Here is a 19,961-nt window from a genome sequence, read left to right on the forward strand (position 1 = left end):
CCACTCGCGCGACCGGCCGCCCACCGCGTGGGTTACCAGGCGTAGTCCTCGGGGGCCGTCTTGTAGCCCGGGAAGATCTCGTCGAGCTTGGTGAGGGACTTCTCGTCGAGCTTGATGTCGACCGCGCGTACGGCGGACTCGAGCTGGTCCATCGTGCGCGGGCCGACGATCGGGCCGGTCACGCCGGGCTGGTGCAGGAGCCACGCCAGCGCGAGCTCGCCCGGCTGGTGCCCGAGCTCGTCCGCGAACGCCTCGTACTGCTCGATCTGCGGCCGCAGCCGGTCAAGAGTCTCCTTCGAGCGGCCCTCGAGCCGCCGTACGCCCTCGTTCTCCTTGCGGATCACGCCGCCGAGCAGGCCACCGTGCAGCGGCGACCACGGGATCACGCCGAGCCCGTACGCCTGCGCGGCCGGCAGCACCTCACGCTCGATGTCGCGCTGCGCCAGGTTGTACAGCGACTGCTCGCTGACCAGACCCACGTAGTTGCGCCGCGCCGCAGCCTCCTGCGCCTGCGCGATGTGCCATCCGGCGAAGTTCGAAGACCCGGCGTACAGCACCTTGCCCTGCTGTACGGCGACCTCCATCGCCTGCCAGATCTCGTCCCACGGCGTGTTCCGGTCGATGTGGTGGAACTGGTACAGGTCCACGTAGTCGGTCTGCAGCCGCTTCAGGGACGCGTCGAGCGCGCGGCGGATGTTCAGCGCCGACAGCCGGCCCTCGTTCGGCCAGCCTTCGCCCATGTCGCCGTACACCTTCGTGGCGAGCACCGTCTTGTGCCGGTTCGCCGCATCCTTCGCGAACCACTCACCGATGATCTCCTCGGTCCGCCCCGGACGGATCGACCGCCCGTACCCGTTCGCGGTGTCGAAGAAGTTGATCCCCGCGTCATGCGCGCGATCCATGATCGCGTGCGCATCCCCCACCTCGGTCAGAGGCCCGAAGTTCATAGTGCCCAGAACAATCCGACTAACCGAAAGCCCCGTACGCCCAAGCTGAGTAAAGTCCATGCCTCCCAGCCTTGCGCGCCCTGGCCAACTCTTCCAATAGAAGAATCAGGTCAGTGTCATCGTCCGACCTTCTGAGTCACCAGGTAGCGGCGGACAGCCGGCGGCGAGCGGCCTCGGTCGGGGTGGCGCCGCCCTCGGCGATCGCATCGAGCAGCGCACCCACGAGCGCGGGGTCCTGGGTGTGCCGGACGTCGAGGGAGAGACCGCGGCGCTCGCAGGTACGGCGGAGAGCTTCGTAGAGCGGCGCGCCCGGCTCACGGACCAGCCCGCCGCCCACGACCACGGTGGCGTCGTCGGCCAGACCACATGCAGCGATGAGGCTGAGGCAGTAGTCGGCGATGCGGTCGGCCTGCGTGTCGACCAGCCCCGCGACGACGGGGTCCTCGTCGATGAGTGCTAGTACGGCCGGGGCGTGCGCGGCCAAGGTCGCGAACGTGGACGGGTTGCCGCGGTGCGTGGTCGCCTCGAGCATCTCCTCAGGCGTTGACGCCCCGAACACGGACGGCAGTACGGCGCTCAGCTTCGTCGGCTGCGCCAGCCCGAGCTGCGACAAGTACACGGCCCGCAACGCCTCGCTCACCAGCCCTTGTCCGCCGAGCGGATGCTGCAACCACCACGACAGCGCCCACTCCTTCGCCGGACCACGACCAGCGAGGGCGGCACCCGTTCCCAGTACGACGGAGATGCCCTGACCGTCCAGCCGACCGGAGCGAATCAGAGCGAACCCGTCGTTCTTCACGCTGAACGAGCCCACATCGAAGAGCTCCCGCAGTGCAGCGGTCCAGAACTGGGCGTCCTCCGGCCAGTCGACACCGGCCAGCCGGAACGCGGAGTGTCTGACGTCGCCCGGCCGCAGGCCCGCGCCGTCGAGGAGCTCACCGACCAGGCCGAGGACGACGGCCTTGGCCGCCTCCGGCCCGGCCGGCGCGTAGATGTCGCCGATCCCTCCACGGACCAGGCCGACGAGCTCGCCGTCGGCCGTCGTCAGGCCCGCCCAGGTCTTGGTGTTGCCGGCGTCGACCGCGAGGAAGACCTCTGTCACCGAAGAAGTCTCTCAGGCAGGTACGCCGCGTGCGCCGCGGCCATCTCGTCGTACAGCGGCTCGGCCACGGCCAGGTCAGGCACCAGCGGGTTCGCGATCAGCGCCCGGATGGCGTCGGCGCGGTTGCCCTCCCAGGCGGCCTTCGCTGCGAGCATCTGGTAGTCGGCGAGCTGACGCGTGATGCCCCGTACTGACAGCGGCAGCGGCTGCTGCGGTTCGATGTGGCAGCCCTTCCGGTCGACCGTGCAGTAGACCTCGACGACCGTCTCCTCGTCGAAGCCCGGGAGCGCGCCGTTCGCGTTCGGAAGGTTGACCGGCAGCCGCGCCCCGGTGTCGTTGTAGTAGGCGCTCATCACGTCGATCGCCAGTTCGAGCTCGTGGATCCCGCCACGCGAGCGGGCCGGGTCGAGCTCGGGATGGCTCACCTCGGCCTGTTCGCGGTAGTGATCCCAGTAGCCGGGCACCGCGTCCATGATCACTTCCGAACGGGTCCGCGGTGCGGTCTGCTGTGCCCTGAACACCTCGTCGCGGAAATAGTAGTAGTTGAAGTAGTCCGACGGAATCGACTGCATGACGACGGCGAGGTGCAGCGCCCGCTTGGCGTTTTCGTCGAGCGTCGGGTCGTTCTTGCGTTCTTCCCAGGCTGCCTCGAGCAGCGGCATGACGTCGCGCCCGTCGTACAGGTGCTCGTAGCTCCAGCAGTTGTGGTTCACACCGGCCATCGTGACCTTCGCGCGAGCGGGATCGAGCCCGGCGGCCTTGAGTACGACCGGCGGGAAGACGAGCGGTCCTTCGCACATCGAGTAGATGGGGATCGCGGTGTGGTCGGCGACCGCTTGCGAGACGATGTTGACGGGGTTGGTGTAGTTGAAGATCACCGCGCCGGGGGCGACGGCCTGCAGGTCGTCGGTGATGGTTCGCATGTCCTGGATCGAACGCAGCGCCATGAAGAACCCGCCCGGGCCTTGCGTCTCCTGCCCGATGACGCCGTGCTTGATCGGAATCCGCTCGTCCAGTGCCCGTGCGCCGAAGTTGCCGGGGCGGAAGCTGGTCAGTACGGCGTCGACGTCGGTCAGCCCGGCGCGCTGATCGGTCGTCGCCGTCACGGTGATGCCGTCGCCACCGTTCGCGGCGAGCTTTTCGGCGATCCGGCGGACCACCTCCAGGCGCTCCGGGTCCTTGTCGACGAGCACCACCTCCGAGCCCGCGAACTCGGACCCGTGCCACAAGAACGAGGCCATCGTGCCGGCCGCGCGGGAGGATCCGCCACCGATGTAGGCCATCTTGATTCGCGCCATGTCTTATGAGACTCCTTCTCGTTCTGACTCTTGTGCAGCTGCTTCGTCGGCGTAGATGAGCGCGTTGCGGCATTCGTGCACGATGGTTGCCGGCCACAACGGGTCGTAGCTGTCGGCCTGCCGGATCCGGTCGAACGCGTTGGCTTTGTTCGATCCCCACAGCAGCATCACCGCGGAGTGCGAGAGGCCGGCCAGTTCCCCCGTACCGATGGTCACGCCGTACGCCGGAACGTCGGCGAGGGATCGCAGGTTCGGAAAGGTCGACACGTTGTCGCGCCGGGTCGACTCGGGCAGCTCGACGACTCGGGTGGGCGCGTCGCGCGCCGTACCGGGTCCGTTGAGGGCGACGTGTCCATCGCCCTGACCGCTGGCCAGCAGGAAGAGATCGATGCCGCCGAGGGCACGGATCTCCGCGGCGAAAGCCTCCGGCCGGTTGGGATCCGGAGCGCGCAGATTCGTCTCGCGCAAGCCGAGGTCGTGCAACGGCGCGAGCAGGTTTCGCCGCGCCCAGCCGATGCAGCTGTGCGGTCTGTCGGGGGACAGCAGTTCCCAGCCTCCGGGTCGCCGGGTGACGTACTCGTCCATCATGACGACAAGCAGATTGTCCACAATCCTGTTGTCTTCATGAGCGAGTCGATCCAGGGCCGCGGCGACCGGAGTCGCGCTCCGTCCGGCCGGGAAGCCGATGACGGCCCGGCCCGCGGCCGCCAGTTGGTCGACAATCCGACGAGCCACGGTCTCGCCGATCTCGTCGGCGGTGGGCATCACAGTGATGGGCGTTGTCACGTCACTCCTTGACCGCGCCGGCCATGACGCCGCTGATGAACTCGCGTTGGAAGAACAGGTAGAGCGCCACCACCGGCAACGAGACGATCAGCGAGCCGGCCGCCATCAGGTTGACCTGCAGGACGTGCCGGCCCTGAAAGGCGCCGAGGGCAACGGTCGCGGTCTGCTTCTGCGGGTCGCCGAGGAAGATCAGCGACAGGAAGAAGTCGTTCCAGGTCCACATGAACGAGAGCAGGACCAAGGTCAGTACGGCCGGGCGGGCCATCGGGACGAGGATGCGCCACAGGGTGTTCCAGGTGCCCGCGCCGTCGACGGCAGCCGAATCCATCACGGACCGGGGGAGTGCGCGGAACGTCGCGCGCATCCAGTACGTACCGAACGGGACCGCCATCCCGAGCTGGATGATGACCAGTCCGAGCCACGAGTTCGTCAGGCCGATCCGCTCGAACTCGTAGTACAGCGGAATCACGATCACCTCGGTCGAGACCATCATCCCGAGCAGCACGATCGGGAACAGGAACCGTTCCCCGACCACGCCAAGAACGCCGAACGCGTACCCGGACAGGATCGCGAGTACGGTCTGCCCGGCGACCGCGGACACCGTGACGACCAGCGACGCGTACATCGAATGCGCGAGGTTGCCGTCGTGCCAGGCCGACTGGAAGTTGCTCCAGGCAATCTGCGAGAAGTCGAGTGCACCCGAGGTGTTGGGGCTCAGAGCAGTCAGGACGAACCAGGCGACGGGGAAGAGGACGCCGATCGTCAGCGCGATGACGATGATGTAGTTCGAGACTCGCTCGAATCGGGAGATCATCGGTCCTTGTTCTCCATGATCCGGGTGATGGCGACCGCGATGCCGAGGCAGAGCACGGCGAGTACGACACCGGTCGCCGACGCCCTGCCGACATCGGGATTGACGAATGCCAACTGGTACAGCAGGAGGGCCGGCGTAGTCGTCGCCGTACCGGGACCGCCCTGCGTGGTGATGTAAACCAGGTCGAACGTCCGCAGAGCGCCGGTGATGGTCAGGGTCAGCGCGATCGCCATCTGCCCCCGCAGGCTCGGGAGGGTGATCAGCCAGAACTCCTGCCAGCGCGTCGATCCGTCCAATCGCGCGGCCTCGTACAGCTCGTCCGGAATCGCGAGGATGCCGGCCAGGAACAACACCATCGTGAAGCCGAATCCACCCCAGACGCCGATCATGCCGAGCGAGGGGAGGGCCCAGGTGAAGTCACCGAGCCAGTTGCGGGTGAGGTGGCCGAGGCCGGCCCAGCGCAGGACGCTGTTCAACGGGCCGTCGGGTGCGTAAATGCGCTTCCAGATGATGGCGACCACGACGCTCGTCAGCACCTGGGGGAGGAAGAGGAACCAGCGGTAGATGCTTTCGCCGCGGATCTTCGCCCTGCTGAGCAGTGCCGCGCTGATCAGCCCGAGGCCGAGCGGGATCAGGCCGAACATCACGATCAGGACCAGGACGTGCCCGAACGCCGCGTACATCCGCGGATCGCGCCCGAACTCGAGGTAGTTCCGCAGGCCGACCCAGGTCGGTTCGCTGACGCCGTCCCATTTGTAGAACGAGTAGTTGACCGTCTGCAGCAGCGGGACCAGGATGATCGCCGCGTACAGGATGAGTGCGGGGGACAGGTAGAGCAGCCCGATCCAGCGCCGCCGCCGTCGATGCCCGGACGTTGTCCGAGTTCGAGGTTTCGCGCGGACGGCGAGGCTCTGAACAGTCATCGCCGCCCGGCCTGGAACTTGTCGTAGTCGGCCTGCACAGCCTTCACAAGACCGTCAGGAGTAGTACGACCGGCCAGCAGCAACTGCACCTGGCCGCCAAGCGTGTCCAGCATCGAGGGCGTCGACCAGTCGAAGTACGGGACGTAGCCGTTGCTCTGGTCGAGCGCGTGCTGACCCGTGATCTCGGTACCGAATTCCGGGTTGTCCGAGGATGCCTTGACGTCGTTGAGCAGCGGCAGCAGACCATTTTCTACGACGAACTGAGCGGTCTGCGGGCCGGCGAGGAAGTCGAGGAACGAGGCTGCGACGTCCGGGTGCGCACACTTGGAGCCCAGCGCGACGGCCGTTGATGCGCCCGTACCGACGACCTTGCCGCCGTTCGCCTGGGGGAGTTGGACGTACCCGTACTCCTGCTTCTGGGCGTCCTTGAAAGCCAGCGATCCGGTGTATTCGAAGCGGAACGCCGACTTGCCCTTGAGGAACGCGTCGATCGCGTCCGCGTACTGGATGCCGGCATGGTTCGGCGTCAGCCAGCCCTTGTCCTGGTACGACTTGAGGCGCTCCGCACCGTCCGACAGCCCGATGGCGGAGGCCTGCACCGATCCCGTGGAGTAGACGAAGTCGTTGATCTTCTGCTGATCCCCGAACAGGTCCTGCAGGGCGAGCAGGATCGCGGTCGACGAGCCCTTGTCCTGCGAGCCGTAGCCGATCGGTATCACGCCCGCGGCCTTGGCCTTCGTACAGGCGTCCTCGAACGAGGCCAGATCCGTCGGTACCGCGGCGCCGGCCTTTTGGAGGACGGTCTTGTTGTAGTAAAGGCCGATCAGCGCCGATTGGGCGACCGGGGTGGCGAACAACGAGCCGGATCCCATTTCCTTGCCATCGGCACTGAACTGGGTCTGCCTCAGGATCGTGCTCGGGAACTTGTCCCAGCCGAACGCCTTGGAATAGCCGTCCAGATTGAGGACGAGGCCGGCTTTGGCCAACGTACCCAGGGACTGCCATCCGTTGTTGACGGTGATGATGTCCGGTGGGTTCTTCTCCTTCAAGCGCAGATTCGCGGTCTGCGTGAGCTGGCCCCAGTCGACCGACGTGCGCTTGATCTTCACGTTCGGATACTTCTTCTGGTACGCGGTGACCGCGTTCGCCACCCACTTGGCAGCATCACCCGACCACCAGTCGAGCATGCTCAGCGTCACGGCGCCGGCCTCGGCGACATCGATCGAGGCCGCGGGCGTGGTCGGGGCCTTGCCCGCCTTGGTGCCCTGCGGCGCACAGCCGACCACCGTGAACAGTCCGAGCGCGGCTCCCGATTTCAACACCGACCGCCTGGTGACCATCGCGACTCCTTCGTCAGTCCCCGTGCCGTGCCCGCCACCATACGACTGTGAAACCAGTTATGCCAGTGTAAACCAGTCTTGAATATCCGCAGCGCTAGGTTGTTTGACTGGTATAGTTTCCGGCGTGACAGCGGGAGAACCAGCGGTTGATCGGGTCAAGAAGCGGATCCGCGAAGGGATCGTCAACGGGCGTTTCCCGAGCGGCAGCCGGCTGCCCAGCGAACGCCAGTTCGCCGTCGAGACCGGCCTCAGCCGGATGACCGTACGAGCCGGATTCCAGGCCGCCTCCGACGACGGCCTGATCGTCCCGTCACCCCAGCGCGGCTGGTACGTCCGCGACCTCGTACTGCGCGAGCCGCCCAGCCGGCTGCAATCCTTCACCGAGATGGCGCACGAACTGGGCTTCCACCCCAGCTCACAACTCCTCGACCGCCGCGAACGCCCCGCAACCCTCGAAGAGGCCCGCCGACTACACCTGGCACCCACGACCCCCGTCGTCGCCATCCGCCGCCTCAGAGGAATGGACGGCCGCCCCGTCACCGTCGAGGACCTCGTCATCCCGCTGGCGATCGCACCCTGGCTGGTCACCGCCGACCTGACTGACGCGTCCCTGTACGAACTCTTCTCCACCCACGGCATCGAGTTCACGTACTCGCGCTACACCGTCCAGGCCCAGAATGCCGACGAAACCCTCGCCACCCTCCTCAACCTCCCCACCAGCGCCGCCATCCTCGTAGCCACCGAAATCGCCTACGGCAAAGACACCACCCCCCTCCTCTCCGGCACCAACCACTACCGAGGCGACGCCTACCAATTCACCGCCGACCTAACCCGCTGACGTCCTCACCCCCGCGCGTGGTGAGGTGATCAGCCCACGCGTGCTCCGCAGCCCCTCCGTTCGCTACGCTCTCTCCCGCGTTACTCCCACCCACCCCCGACTTAGCGCCGGATTAGCGGCTACCGCCGCATCGACGGCCACGTAACGCCGCTAACTGCGCTCATCGAGCGCATCCCACGCACGCTCTCCGCAACGCCCGCCCCGTCAGAGATCTGCGAGGACTGCCGTGGCATGCCGGCGAAGGTGCGTCGAGGAACTCCGCGAGTCCCGACTGCTTCTCACAGGCGACGAAGGTCGCTCACGCAGTGACCAGCGAAACTCGGAACCCTACGTAGCTGACGCGTCCAGCGGCACCGATGCAAAGGATCTCGTCCGTCAGATCGCATCCGCGAAGCCGTACTCAACCTACTCACCTCATGATCAACGCAGGGCCGGAATCGGGTCAGCGCATCTCATCGAGAAGGGTTCGGTTCGGGACCTCGATCAGTGTCGAGCTCACCAGGGGAGGCTCGGCGGGCGTGTCGAACCAGTTCCGGGTCATCGCGGCGTCGAGTGAGGCCGCGTCGACCGTCCGGCCCAGTGCTGCTGCAAGGACGTGAACGGCCAGTCGCGGCGGGATGGCGTTCCCGATCTGCTGAGCCTTGTCGTTGCCGGACCACGGGTAGTCGCGAGGAAAGGTCTGCAATGCGCCGGCCTCCGAGGACGTGAAGCGCTCGACGCGTCCGTTCGGCATCTTCAGCCTGTTCCGCATGATCTTCCCCGTGACGGTCGCGGACGGCTGGTCGGAGCGACGACGCCCACGCTTCTTGGGGTCACCACCCGTGCCGTAGTTCGAGATCACGGTGAACGGTTCGGCTCGCCCGAGAGCCTCCGCCATCGTTCGCCAGGGCTCCAGCGTGGGATCACCCTCTCCGCGTCCAACACCTTGTCGGAACGCGCGATGGGTCGGGGCGGGAAGCTCGACGCCGCCGCTCCGGCGGGCGATCAAGATCGCGCGACGTCGGGTTTGCGGTACTCCGAACTGCTCGGTTCGGAAGACCTTGCACTCGCAGCTGTACCCGATGCCGATGAGAACTTCCCGGATCGTCTTCCAGACGGGGAGCACTGTCGGCACCTGCTCAAGGACGACGGCCTCGAACGGATCGCCTGCTCGATGCGCGTCGAGCGCCCACCGCAGCGGCTCGAGGACAAGCCGCGTTCGGTCGTCCTCGACCGCGGTCAGAACCTCTTCCGTGTCGTCACCTGCTGCCATGTTCCTGGCGGCCTGGACGACCTGCTCCAACGCACGTCTGCCGTCGCCGTTCCCGGCCACCGTGTACGTCTGGCATGGTGGCCCACCGGCCAGGATGTTGGCGTCGGCGAACCGCTTCGGCTTGAAGTCGCGGACGTCGCCCTGATGCGTCGTCAGGCCGGCGGTGCGCCGCGTTTCGCACGCGTCGTCGTCCCACTCGATTCCCTCGGCCGTGACGCCGAGCCACCGGGCGGCGACGTCGAGTCCACCCGGCCCCGCGAACAGATCCACCATGTGCAGCTTCGACGGCAGACCGTTCTGATCCCGCGTCATGCAGCGAAAGTATAGGGCGTTCGCGACCCGACCGACGCCACCGCAACGCCGGCTGCGCCGTGGGCCCTTGACGCGCTGATCGACCGGACCTGTACGGCGGTTCGGAAGACATCGCGGGCGCATCGTGAGAGGTTGGCTGCGTCATGGACAGAGATCGCGCAGCCGAACGGTCGACGGCGCCGGACGCAGGGACGCGGGTCGGTTCGCATCCGGTCCTCAAGACCACGGCACAGACTTCCTCGCGGATGTCTCGTCAGGCACGGCGTGACACCAAACCTGAGATCGAGTTGCGCCGCCGACTGCATCGGCTCGGGTATCGCTACCGGGTCAACCATCCGTTGCCGGGGATGCCTCGCCGACGTGCAGACCTGACCTTCACGGCGAAGCGGGTGGCCGTGTTCGTCGACGGCTGCTTCTGGCACGGTTGTCCCGAGCACGGGACGAGCCCTCGCAACAACGGTGTCTGGTGGGCGGAGAAACTCCGGAAGAACGTCGCCCGGGACCGCGAGACGGACGCCTTTCTCGACACCGCCGGGTGGTCCGTGGTGCGAATCTGGGAGCACGAGGACCCCGACACGGCGACGTTGCGTGTGGTCGGAGCCTTGACCGCGGCGGCCAGTTCGGGTGACTGTACGTAACGTTCCATTGTCTAGTCCGATATAGGCGCAGGGAGCGGCCGGCGGAACCGGAGACCGGTCCGCTAGTTGTCGAGCCGATGAGCGTCGAGCGTGGGGAACCGATGAGTGACGAGATCGATGCCAAGTACGAGGTGTTCCGGGACCTGCTCGAGACCAGGACACCGGAGGAGGCGGTCAAGTCCCTCGAGGTCCTCGGTCTGCAGGACGAGGTGATCCAACGGATCATCGAGCGCCACGAGCAGCGGGTGATCGAGATCCGCGAGATGGACGAGCCTCGCGTGGTCTACGAAGGTAACCGATACACCTGGTACACGGGCCCGAGATCCGGCGACAAGTGCTGGCCGGCCCTGGTCGATCGGCTCGTGGCCTCGGGATGGAAGCAGGATCCGGCGATCGACGCCCTCGATGCGGCGTCGACCAAGGTGGTCTCGCTGCTGAGCCATCCGAAGGAGCGGACCTTCTCTACCCGTGGACTTGTCGTCGGCTACGTGCAGTCCGGAAAGACCACGAACTTCACCGCGGTCATGGCGAAGGCTGCAGATCGTGGCTACAAGCTCTTCATCGTGCTTGCAGGTATCCACAACGGTCTGCGCCGCCAGACCCAGGCCCGTCTCGTGCAGCAGCTCATCGAGCCGAATCCGACCCGATGGTCCCAGCTGACCGACCTGGACAAGGACTTCGTCCCGACCGCGAACGCCGCATCATTCTTCGGCAGGAGCAACCGCACGCACGTCCTGTGCGTGGTCAAGAAGAACGCGACCGTCCTGCGGAAGTTCGCCGATTGGCTGCGGTCAGCCTCGCAGTACCTGGGGGACTGCCCGGCGCTGGTCATCGACGACGAGGCCGATCAGGCGACCGTTGCCACCAAGACGATCAACCCGCTGATTCAGGAGGTTCTCGGGATTCTGCCGAAGTCGGCGTACGTCGGGTACACGGCGTCACCCTTCGCCAATCTCCTGATCGACCCGAGCGCAGGCGGCGACTTCTATCCGCGCGACTTCATCGTCAACCTGCCCAAGCCGTTCGGACACTTCGGTACGGAGGTCGTCTTCGGTCGGTACGCGCTCGACGGCGAGAGCCCGGAGGATGTCGACGACGGGTACGACATGATCCGTACCGTCCCCGAGTCGGACGTGGAGTTGGTCCGGCCGATGCGTCGGGTCGACATCGAGTCGTTCCAGCCGACGCTGACGCCCACGCTGAGATCGGCGATCGAGTACTTCTGGCTGAGTACCGCTGCCCGTAGGGTCCGCGGTACCGGGGTCAAGCACAGCACGATGCTGATCCACACGAGCGTCAATACGGTTGTTCACAACCGGTTCCGGAAGCCGCTCGAGGACCTGCGCCAGGAGCTCAGAGCAGGATTGGATTCGGCGGACGTACTCCACAGGCTCCGGTCTTTGTGGGACGCGGAGAGCATGACGGTCTCCGCGACCGAGTTCGGTGAGCTCCCGGTCACTTTCGACGAGCTGCTCCGGGAACTGCCGGGTGTCGTCGACGACTGCAAGATCATCATGGACAACTCGAGCAGCGAGGATCGGCTGGACTACGAGTCCGGCCCGGTCGTCGCGATTGCTGTCGGCGGGAACACGCTGTCGCGAGGTCTGACTCTCGAAGGCTTGTCCGTGAGCTACTTCGTCCGTGCCGTGTCGGCCTACGACACGCTCCTGCAGATGGGGCGTTGGTTCGGGTACCGCGACGGGTACGCCGACCTTCCCCGGATCTGGATGACGGACGAACTGCAGGACTGGTTCCGGCACCTGGCGACGGTCGAGACGGAGATGCGTCGGGACATCGATCTGTACATGATCGAGGACAAGGACCCGCTGACGTTCGCAGTACGCTTGCGGACCCATCCGGCCCTGCGCGTCACGACGGCTGCAAAGATGAAGGACGCGGTCCCTGCGATGTCCGCGTACGGCGGGCAGCGCGTCCAGACCAGGTACTTCCGGCGGACCGAGGACTGGCTGAACGTCAACCAGAATGCGGCGAAGGACCTTGTTGCGCGGGCGAAAGAGTCCGGCGAGCACGAGCCGGACGCCAAGAACGGTCGCCACGTGTTCCGGAACGTGCCGAGCGAGCACGTTCTGGACTTTCTGCGGGCCTACCAGTTCCACGAGAAGTCGCAGGAGTGCGACTCCGACCTGCTGATCCGCTACATCGAGCGCCGGAAACGGGAGGCCGACTCGCTGTCGCGATGGAACATCGCGATCGTCGGTAATCCTGTCGATTCCGACCTTGGCAACTTCAAGTTCGCACCTGAGGTCGAGGTCGGTCGTATCGTTCGTGCCCGCCTCGATTTGGATGGGCAAAGCGCCGACAACTCGTTCGAGGACGACTTTGCCGACATCAAGACGCTCATGAGTCGACGGGACGCGGCGCTCGATCTGGCCGGTGAAAACGGCAAGTTCACGGAGGAGGAGATCAAACAGGCGCGCCTCGACCAGTTGCCGGACCGCGGTCTGATCGTCCTCTACCCCATCGACAAGACCTCGAAGCCCAAGCCGGTCGCACCGGGGAAGAAGCAGCGTAAGCCGCTCGACGCGGAGGCAGATGTGATCGGCGTCGGCCTGGTGTTCCCGCAGCCAGGCGTCGACAGCCCGATCGAATGGAAGTACATCTCGGCAGACCTGTCCAAGATCGACATCGAGGAAGAGGACTTCGAGGCGCTGAACGCCGAGGAGCCGGCGTGACCGTCACGCTGCGCGAGGTGGTGCAGCAGCACTGGGAGGCACTGGAAAGCGGCGGACCTTCCGTTTCGGAGTTCCGCGTCGCCGATCTGCCTGTCGAGACGGCCGTCGGACCGGTGGTCGCGGCGGTCGATCGCGCCGGTAACCGGCACATCCTGGTGCCGATCGAGCCGCGCCGGAAGGTTCGCGGCGGACTGGACGGCCCGGCCCTCGTACTTAGGAAGATGTCACTCGAGGACGCGGCCGCTCGAGGCACGTTCGCCGATCTGTGCTGCGCGCGCCCGGACCTTAACGACGTCTTCACCGGCCTCTGTGCAGACGTGTTGGCAGAGGTCGAAGAGCAGCCCAAGGATGCGCTGAAGGCGCTCTACCGGCAGCTCGACAGATGGCGTGCGCTGTTCCAGACGAAGAGCAACTTACTGCGACCCGAGCAGCAGGCCGGCCTGTTCGGCGAACTGTTGTTCCTGGAAAGGTTGCTCGGACGAGACCCGGGTGCCCATCGACTCTGGAGGGGGCCTCTCGGGCATCGGCACGACTTCGCCTCGGCGCAGTACTCGGTCGAGGTCAAGTCGTCGTTGGCCACCGATGGTAGGCGGGCACGGATCCACGGCCTCGATCAACTCGACGCCCCCGCGGGAGGCCTGCACCTGTACTGGATCCGGCTCGAACTCGGAATCGCCGGCGGTCGGACACTCAACGAGATCGCCAAGCATGTGCTCGACCTCTGTGAGGACGAGAGCGCGATCCGTTCGTCGTTGTCCGCGGCGGGCTACCGGTTCGTCGATGCAACCCAATACGAGGACAGCCGATTCTCGGTGCTCGAAGAGCGTCGCTACGCGGTCGACGCCGGGTTTCCCAGACTCGTCGTCAGCGAGCTGACGGCCGCCGGTCTGCCGATCAACGTCACCGACGTCACCTACACGATCGATCTGTCTTCCGAGCCACCGGTGCCGCTCGACGACGAGGATGCGGGCAGCTTTGTTGCTGCGCTGCTGCGAGAGGGGGCGTGATGTCGACGGCATGGTCGTCCCAGACATTTCCTCCCGAGGGCGCGAGCGCGGCCGAAGGAATCCGCAATCAGCTCGGCAGACCCGAGCTGGACCTGTTGACGATCCTGGTCAGGGAGTCCGCTCAGAACTCGTGGGATGCGCGTCGCACCGACGTACGCAGCGTCGACTTCCGGCTGTCGATCGGGGCCGTCAGTGCTGCGCACCTGGCCACCTGGCGTGATCTGCTGCTGCGCAACGCTCCGCTCGACGGGGATCTTCCATTGCGCCGGATTCTGCGAAAGTCCGACATTCGCACACTGACGGTCTCCGACCGCGGGACCAGCGGTCTCGGGGGGCCGACACGTGCGGATGTGCTGCACGGCGACAACCACGACTTCATCTCGTTCGTACGCAACATCGGGGAGCCGAGGGACAAGGAGTTCGGTGGTGGTACCTACGGTTTCGGCAAGGGAATCTTCTACCTGTTGTCGACCGCAGGCACCGTCCTGCTACACACCCGGTGCGACGACGGGAACGGACGCCTGCAGACGCGACTGATCGGTTGCGCCCTCTGGAAGAGTTATGTCGGCAAGGACGGGACGGCCGACCGACGGTATACCGGTCGGCATTGGTGGGGCGACGTGAGTGGTGACGTCGTCGAGCCGCTGGTCGACGCGGACGCGGTCGAAGCTGCGCGCAGACTCGGGCTGGAACCTTTCGCGGACGACGAGACCGGTACGGACGTCGTCGTCCTGGACCCGATCCTCGAGGACCGGGGTTCCCAGGAGGCGGCGGAGTACCTGGCGGAAACTGTTGCGTGGCACCTCTGGCCGAAGATGCTCGCACGTCCCAACGGTCGTCCGCCCATGCGGTTTGCCGTGCGTTGTAACGGTGTCGACGTACCCGTGCCCGACCCGGAGACGACACGGCCTCTCGACCTCTTCGTCGAGGCTTATCGGCGATCGCTGGGAGAGGGTGGCAAGACTCTCGAGTGTCGCAGTCCGAAGAAGACTCTGGGAAGGCTGGGCCTGGTCAAGACGGTGGCGCCGGCCTTATCGCCAACTGACGCGGGGTTGACGGCGGGAGTGGACACTCTGGTGCATCACGTCTGTCTGATGCGCCCGGCCGAGTTGGTCGTGACGTACCACCGTGGACCGAAGCCACCGAGCGAGCTCCTCGCGTATGCCGGCGTCTTCCGCGCCGACCAGGCGATGGACGACATCTACGCTCGCGCCGAGCCGCCGACGCACGACGGGTGGAACCCGCAGTCTCTGCAGTCACCGGAGAACACGTTCGTCCGTACCACGTTCCGACGCATCCAGGAGGCGTTGGACGGCTTGCTCGAGCTCGGCGGGTCCGCACGCGGAGGATCTGCCGCGCTGGCACTAGGTGCAGCGAGCAACCACTTCGCATCGCTGGTGGTCGGGGTGGACGGACTCGGGGGAGCTACCGATTTCGGATCGTCGGGTCGCGGTCAGAGCGGCGCCGACGGAAAGAAGGGCGGACGCCACAAGAAGGGGTCTCCGCGACCAGTGGTCACAAAGACGTCGATCGAGTACGTCGGCGATCCGGGCCTCGATCTGTACAACGGCGAGACCGTCGTCGTCCAGGCATTCCGGCTGCCGGGCGAGGGCCTGCAACTGGTCACTGCGAACGTGGCTGTCCTTGCGGGCTCCGGTGCGCGTGAGACGGACCCACCGATGGGCGCGGACCAGCCCGTGGTTCTGGGCTGGCAGTCCCATGACGGGGAGCTCTTGGCGGACCTGTTTCCACGACTGCGTGGCGGCGACGGGGCCACCTGGCGGGTGTTGGTGCGGCCGGCGCACGACACGATGACCGAGGTGCTGATCACCAGTCGATCGGACATCGACCAATGACGCGACAGGCAATGCCGTACCGGCTGCCGGCAACCGACACGGTGGTCGCCGGCGGCTGGGTACTGGCCATGGGCGAGGAACACGTGGCGCTGCCGGACAAGCTTCCGGACTGGGACTACCAGACGAACTTGGTCCTGAGACGAGCTGTCGAGATCGACGCCAAGTCGTTGCGCGTCGGTGCCGGGCTGTCGCCGAGCGCGCCGCTGGCGTTGGCAGTCGTCTGGACCGCAAGCGGATCCGGACTTCGCGCCCCCGGATGTCGCGTCGCACTCTCCGGACACGACGAGGAGGTGTGCGAGATCGAGGTCCTGGTTCCGGGGGCAGAGGTCGGCGGCCGCTTGACCCTCGACACTGTCGTCGTCCTGGACTCCCGCAACGAAGAGCCAGATCCCGGCGCGCCGCGCCGGGCCGGTTCGGTCCTGTGGCGCGACCGACACGAGGTTCAACTGCAGGGCGACGCGCCGCAGTTCCCGATCTCGGTGATCGACTTCGGCAAGACCTCGTTCCCGAACGATGCGGCATGGCATGTCCAGATCTCCGGCAACTTGTCGTCCGCGACGATGGGCGGAATGATCCTTCTGGTGAACGAGCGCAACTCCACGATGGTGCGTGCGTTCCAAAATGCGGCGCGGCCACGCACGGTCGACAAGGCTGTGTTGTCGGCGGTCTACTGCGACGTCGCGCGGACCATGGTCGAGCACGGACTGCGGTCGGAGGAGCTCACTGAAGGGACTCCGTACCCGGAAGGCGCTCTCGGCGCCACGATCGTCTCGCTGCTGGAGCGGATGTTCCCAGGCGTCTCGCTCATCGACCTGAAACTTCGGATGGAGCAGTCTCCTGCCCACTTCGCATCGGAGCTGCGTGCCGCCGTCCGACTGTTCGAGGAGGTCGAGTGAACCTCCTCTACCCCAGGCTGCTGAACGAACAGGCCGGCCCGCTGCACGAGCAGTTCAGGGAACTGCACGTTCAAGAGCTTCGCCGGCGCGCCGACACGGCGCACCAGTCGGCCATCTATGCAGCCACCGGCGGGGACCGGGTGTCTACCGGACAGCTTGCAGAGCTTCGCGACGGCGCCTTGCAACTCGCCATGCAGCACGGGTTTCCGACGGAGTCGTCGCGGGATGCGCGGCGTGAGTTCGATCTCCGGCTGGCGCAATACCTGCACGCCGGAATGAAGATCATTCCGGCCGAAGCGGCTTCGGGTGACGTCTGGGCATTTCTCGCGCTGGTACTGCTGCCGGACCTTTCCTACTGGCGGTATCCACGCCCTCCCGGCGACCGGGTGCTCGGAACCGACATCACCCGGCACGTGCTGGGACGGCTCTGGTGGCGTTCCCAGTTGATCCACTCACCGGACGAACCCGATTCCTACAAGGCCCTCGAGGTGCTCGGCGAGGCGGCCTTCGACCAGATCTACGCCCGTCGCAAGGCGCTCGGCAACAGTCCGATGATGGTGAAGGCAATCCTGCGGACGTGGTCGGGGCTGGACCTGGAGGGTCTCGAAGAGCGAGCGGTGTTGCGCGACTTCCTCCAACGGCTGTTGCGACTCAGTCCGTTCGTTGCCTTCGAGGCACTGGACCCTGGCGACCTCGACCGGGAACTGCACTCTGTGGCTCAGGAGACGACTGAGGCGGTCCGGCGGTTACGCCGGGACACGTCGGCGGGAATACCGAAGTGATACGTGTTGCAACGTTCGGGTGGTACCGGTGCAGACAGAAGGACAGCCAGTGGCAAGATCACATCTGACGTTGCAGTTCGATCCCCTCACCATCGAGCATCTCGGCTACAAGATGTACTCGCACCTCCCCAACGCCCTGGCTGAGCTGATCGCGAACGCCTACGACGCCGACGCGACGAAGGTTCAGGTCCTGCTGCGGGAGGACGAGAGGGGTCGATCGGTCACCGTCCAAGACAACGGCCACGGCATGAACCTCGGGGATCTGCGGGAGAAGTACCTGCGCATCGGGCGGAACCGCAGGGTCGAGGGCGAAGGGCGCTCGGAGTCGGGCCGCCGCGCGGTGGCCGGTAAGAAAGGCCTGGGCAAGCTCGCTCTGTTCGGGATCGGCGAGACGATCCTGCTGACGACGAAGCGAAGTGGGGCGTCGGAGAACCTGCATGTGGCGCTCAGTTGGACGGAGATCAAGAACGCGACGGGGACGGAGTACCACCCGGACCTGACGCGGAGCGCTGCGGATCCGATCGAGCACGGGACACGGGTCGAACTGACCAACCTTCGCCGACGTACTCCCGTCAACGCACGCGATCTCGCACACAGCCTCGGCCGACTCTTCGGCTACGTCGACGACGAGTTCCGGATCGAGGTGATCGACGCGGGCGGCACCAGTCGGCCGATCGATCGTGACTCGCGGCTCAACTCGCTCGCGAAGGACGTGGAGTGGCGTGTCCCGGAGGATCTACCGGTCGAGCTGAGAGACGCGCTGCCGAATGACCGTATTCGTGGTCGCATCGTCGCGGCAGAGAAGCCCGTCGGAGCCGAGCATCGAGGGATCGCCCTCTACGCTCACGGACGCCTCGCCAACGAGCCGGAGTTCTACGGTGTGTCGGAGTCGAGCTACGCGTACTCGTACCTCACCGGGTACTTGGACGTCGACTACATCGATGACGGCGTCTCCGACGTGATCTCGACAGATCGGCGCTCGATCAGCTGGGACGGCGATCTCACAACGGAGCTCAACGGATACCTGCGCAGGCTTCTGCAGTGGGCTTCCCGGGAGCGGAGAGGCGCTCGGCAGAAGGCCAACAAGGAGCGGATCAAGACGGACCACGGAGTGGACGTCGACAGTTGGGTGAGGTCCATCCGAGGCAGTGAGCGGGATGCGGTCGGAGACGCCGCCTCGATCCTGGTCTCACCCGACTCCGCCCTGGACGACGGAGATCGAACATCGCTGCTCAAGAGTCTTCGGACGATCGCCCCGGACTACGCCGATCTCCACTGGCGACACCTTCACCCGGCCATCAAGGCCGTCTCGGCTTCGTTCTACGAGTCCGGCCACTTCCATGCTGCCCTCTCCGAGGCGCTCAAGAAGTTCGTGAACGACATCAAGAAGGTCATCGGGCTGGACGGCCAGGCAGCTGCTGCGATTGTGAACCAGGCGTTCAAAGTCAACGGTGACGAGGCGGCGCAGATCGATGTCACCCGTCCGTACGAGGGTGCCGGCCTCGACCTCAACACCCTGAAGGCGATCCGTAACGGCCAATGGCGGCTGTCCGACGGAGTCGTGGCCGCGTTCCGCAATCCCATCGCCCACGAGGAGGAACTCCTGTTGATCGAGACCCGGGCGATGACGTACCAGGACTGCCTCGACGCCCTGAGCACAGTGTCCTACCTGTACAGACACTTCGAACGGGCAACTGAGCCTTCGGACGCTTGAACAGAGCTGTCCGCCGCACTCGGGGTCAGACGCTGGACGGCGGTCGTGAGCCTTGCCGTCATCGTGGGGCTGGCGGCTCGTTGTCTTTGTCGAGGTTCCATCCGAATTCTGCGGCGACGTCGTCGGCCGAGACGTAGTCCTCGACGCGATTCGTCGCCAGACGCTGACGAGTGACCGCGCGGGCGTCCGCGGCTTGCTCGGCGTCCGCCGCCGACTCCTCGAGTCGCTCCCACCGGTTGAAAGGCACGACCACGCCCTCAGCCTGGCCGTCGTCACCGAAGATGAGTGGCTCGGCCTCGCCTGTGCGGAACCGCCGCAGCATCCGGGGGAGGTTGTGCGCCGCGGTCGCCGTATCGATCACGTTGACCCGGTCGCCATCTGCGACCACGGAGCGGTCTACACCTCCAAGGACTACGCCCGGCTCTGCCACGAACTGGGCGTCGCCCAGTCCATGGGCGTCACCCAGTCTATGGACGCCATCGGGACGAGCGCTGACAACAGCCTGGCCGAATCGTTCAACGCCACCTTGAAACGCGAGGTCCTCCGAGACCACAACACCTGGCCCGACCAGGCCAACTGCCGCCGGCAGGTCTTCCGTTGGCTCGTCCGCTACAACACCCGCCGCCGGCACTCCTGGTGCCACTACCACTCCCCGAACACCTACGAGACCAGCTACACCGCTAGCGGCATAAACCCACCACTGTGTCCAAGAACCGGGGAAGGCCAGCATCGGCGGGCGGTGACTTCATGTTGGAAGTTGACT

At 65.9% G+C, this 19,961-nt stretch carries 16 protein-coding genes and 1 pseudogene; 9 read left to right on the top strand and 8 right to left on the bottom strand.

All coding sequences use genetic code 11. The features are described from left to right. Nucleotides 1-32 precede the first annotated feature (32 nt). The 7 genes from ACGFI6_RS37055 to ACGFI6_RS37085 form a co-directional block, all read right to left on the bottom strand. The gene (locus tag ACGFI6_RS37055; protein ID WP_393127137.1) at nt 33-947 is read right to left on the bottom strand and encodes an aldo/keto reductase; all 915 of its coding nucleotides are present in this window, start codon (nt 945-947) and stop codon (nt 33-35) included. Nucleotides 948-1,083: 136 nt separating this feature from the next. Further along, on the bottom strand, nt 1,084-2,049 hold the full coding sequence (locus tag ACGFI6_RS37060) for an N-acetylglucosamine kinase (protein WP_393127139.1): 966 nt from the start codon (nt 2,047-2,049) through the stop codon (nt 1,084-1,086). Next, complete coding sequence (locus ACGFI6_RS37065) at nt 2,046-3,347, bottom strand: glycoside hydrolase (RefSeq protein ID WP_393127141.1); 1,302 nt, start codon at nt 3,345-3,347, stop codon at nt 2,046-2,048. The genes ACGFI6_RS37060 and ACGFI6_RS37065 overlap by 4 nt, the downstream gene beginning before the upstream one ends. A 3-nt stretch (nt 3,348-3,350) precedes the next feature. Further along, entirely contained in the window at nt 3,351-4,133 is a 783-nt protein-coding gene (locus ACGFI6_RS37070; protein WP_393127143.1) for a 6-phosphogluconolactonase, read from the bottom strand. A gap of 1 nt (nt 4,134) precedes the next feature. Then, complete coding sequence (locus ACGFI6_RS37075; RefSeq protein WP_393127145.1) at nt 4,135-4,947, bottom strand: carbohydrate ABC transporter permease; 813 nt, start codon at nt 4,945-4,947, stop codon at nt 4,135-4,137. Then, on the bottom strand, nt 4,944-5,870 hold the full coding sequence (locus tag ACGFI6_RS37080; RefSeq protein WP_393127147.1) for a carbohydrate ABC transporter permease: 927 nt from the start codon (nt 5,868-5,870) through the stop codon (nt 4,944-4,946). Before ACGFI6_RS37080 ends, ACGFI6_RS37075 begins: the two co-directional genes overlap by 4 nt. Then, complete coding sequence (locus ACGFI6_RS37085) at nt 5,867-7,210, bottom strand: ABC transporter substrate-binding protein (RefSeq protein WP_393127149.1); 1,344 nt, start codon at nt 7,208-7,210, stop codon at nt 5,867-5,869. Before ACGFI6_RS37085 ends, ACGFI6_RS37080 begins: the two co-directional genes overlap by 4 nt. A gap of 124 nt (nt 7,211-7,334) precedes the next feature. Here ACGFI6_RS37085 and ACGFI6_RS37090 point away from each other — a divergent pair, with 124 nt between their 5' ends. Beyond that, nucleotides 7,335-8,048, top strand: a complete 714-nt coding sequence (locus ACGFI6_RS37090) for a GntR family transcriptional regulator (protein ID WP_393127152.1) — start codon at nt 7,335-7,337, stop codon at nt 8,046-8,048. 442 nt (nt 8,049-8,490) lie between these two features. On the opposite strand, the gene ACGFI6_RS37095 is transcribed toward ACGFI6_RS37090, so the two are convergent. Then, nucleotides 8,491-9,612 carry a DNA cytosine methyltransferase gene (locus tag ACGFI6_RS37095; protein ID WP_393127154.1) on the bottom strand — a complete coding sequence of 374 codons (1,122 nt, stop codon included), beginning with the start codon at nt 9,610-9,612 and terminating at the stop codon, nt 8,491-8,493. Nucleotides 9,613-9,755: 143 nt separating this feature from the next. Here ACGFI6_RS37095 and ACGFI6_RS37100 point away from each other — a divergent pair, with 143 nt between their 5' ends. The 8 genes and pseudogenes from ACGFI6_RS37100 to ACGFI6_RS37135 all read left to right on the top strand — a co-directional run. Then, nucleotides 9,756-10,250 carry a very short patch repair endonuclease gene (locus tag ACGFI6_RS37100; protein ID WP_393127156.1) on the top strand — a complete coding sequence of 165 codons (495 nt, stop codon included), beginning with the start codon at nt 9,756-9,758 and terminating at the stop codon, nt 10,248-10,250. A 101-nt stretch (nt 10,251-10,351) separates the two neighbouring features. Beyond that, on the top strand, nt 10,352-12,943 hold the full coding sequence (locus ACGFI6_RS37105) for a Z1 domain-containing protein (protein WP_393127158.1): 2,592 nt from the start codon (nt 10,352-10,354) through the stop codon (nt 12,941-12,943). Further along, on the top strand, nt 12,940-13,950 hold the full coding sequence (locus ACGFI6_RS37110; RefSeq protein ID WP_393127160.1) for a PD-(D/E)XK motif protein: 1,011 nt from the start codon (nt 12,940-12,942) through the stop codon (nt 13,948-13,950). The genes ACGFI6_RS37105 and ACGFI6_RS37110 overlap by 4 nt, the downstream gene beginning before the upstream one ends. Next, entirely contained in the window at nt 13,950-15,806 is a 1,857-nt protein-coding gene (locus tag ACGFI6_RS37115; RefSeq protein ID WP_393127162.1) for a hypothetical protein, read from the top strand. The genes ACGFI6_RS37110 and ACGFI6_RS37115 overlap by 1 nt, the downstream gene beginning before the upstream one ends. After that, complete coding sequence (locus ACGFI6_RS37120) at nt 15,803-16,702, top strand: hypothetical protein (RefSeq protein WP_393127164.1); 900 nt, start codon at nt 15,803-15,805, stop codon at nt 16,700-16,702. Before ACGFI6_RS37115 ends, ACGFI6_RS37120 begins: the two co-directional genes overlap by 4 nt. After that, nucleotides 16,699-17,484: a DUF6339 family protein gene (locus ACGFI6_RS37125; RefSeq protein WP_393127166.1), complete on the top strand. Its 786-nt coding sequence runs from the start codon at nt 16,699-16,701 to the stop codon at nt 17,482-17,484. The genes ACGFI6_RS37120 and ACGFI6_RS37125 overlap by 4 nt, the downstream gene beginning before the upstream one ends. A gap of 49 nt (nt 17,485-17,533) precedes the next feature. Beyond that, a complete protein-coding gene (locus ACGFI6_RS37130; RefSeq protein ID WP_393127168.1) occupies nt 17,534-19,198 on the top strand; it encodes an ATP-binding protein in 1,665 nt (554 codons plus the stop codon). Nucleotides 19,199-19,580: 382 nt separating this feature from the next. Continuing rightward, nucleotides 19,581-19,883, top strand: a pseudogene (locus tag ACGFI6_RS37135) (integrase core domain-containing protein); the annotation flags it as partial. Between the last annotated feature and the right edge of the window lie 78 nt (nt 19,884-19,961).

Source organism: Kribbella sp. NPDC048928 (assembly GCF_043197975.1).
In the GTDB taxonomy this organism is placed as follows: Bacteria; Actinomycetota; Actinomycetes; order Propionibacteriales; family Kribbellaceae; genus Kribbella.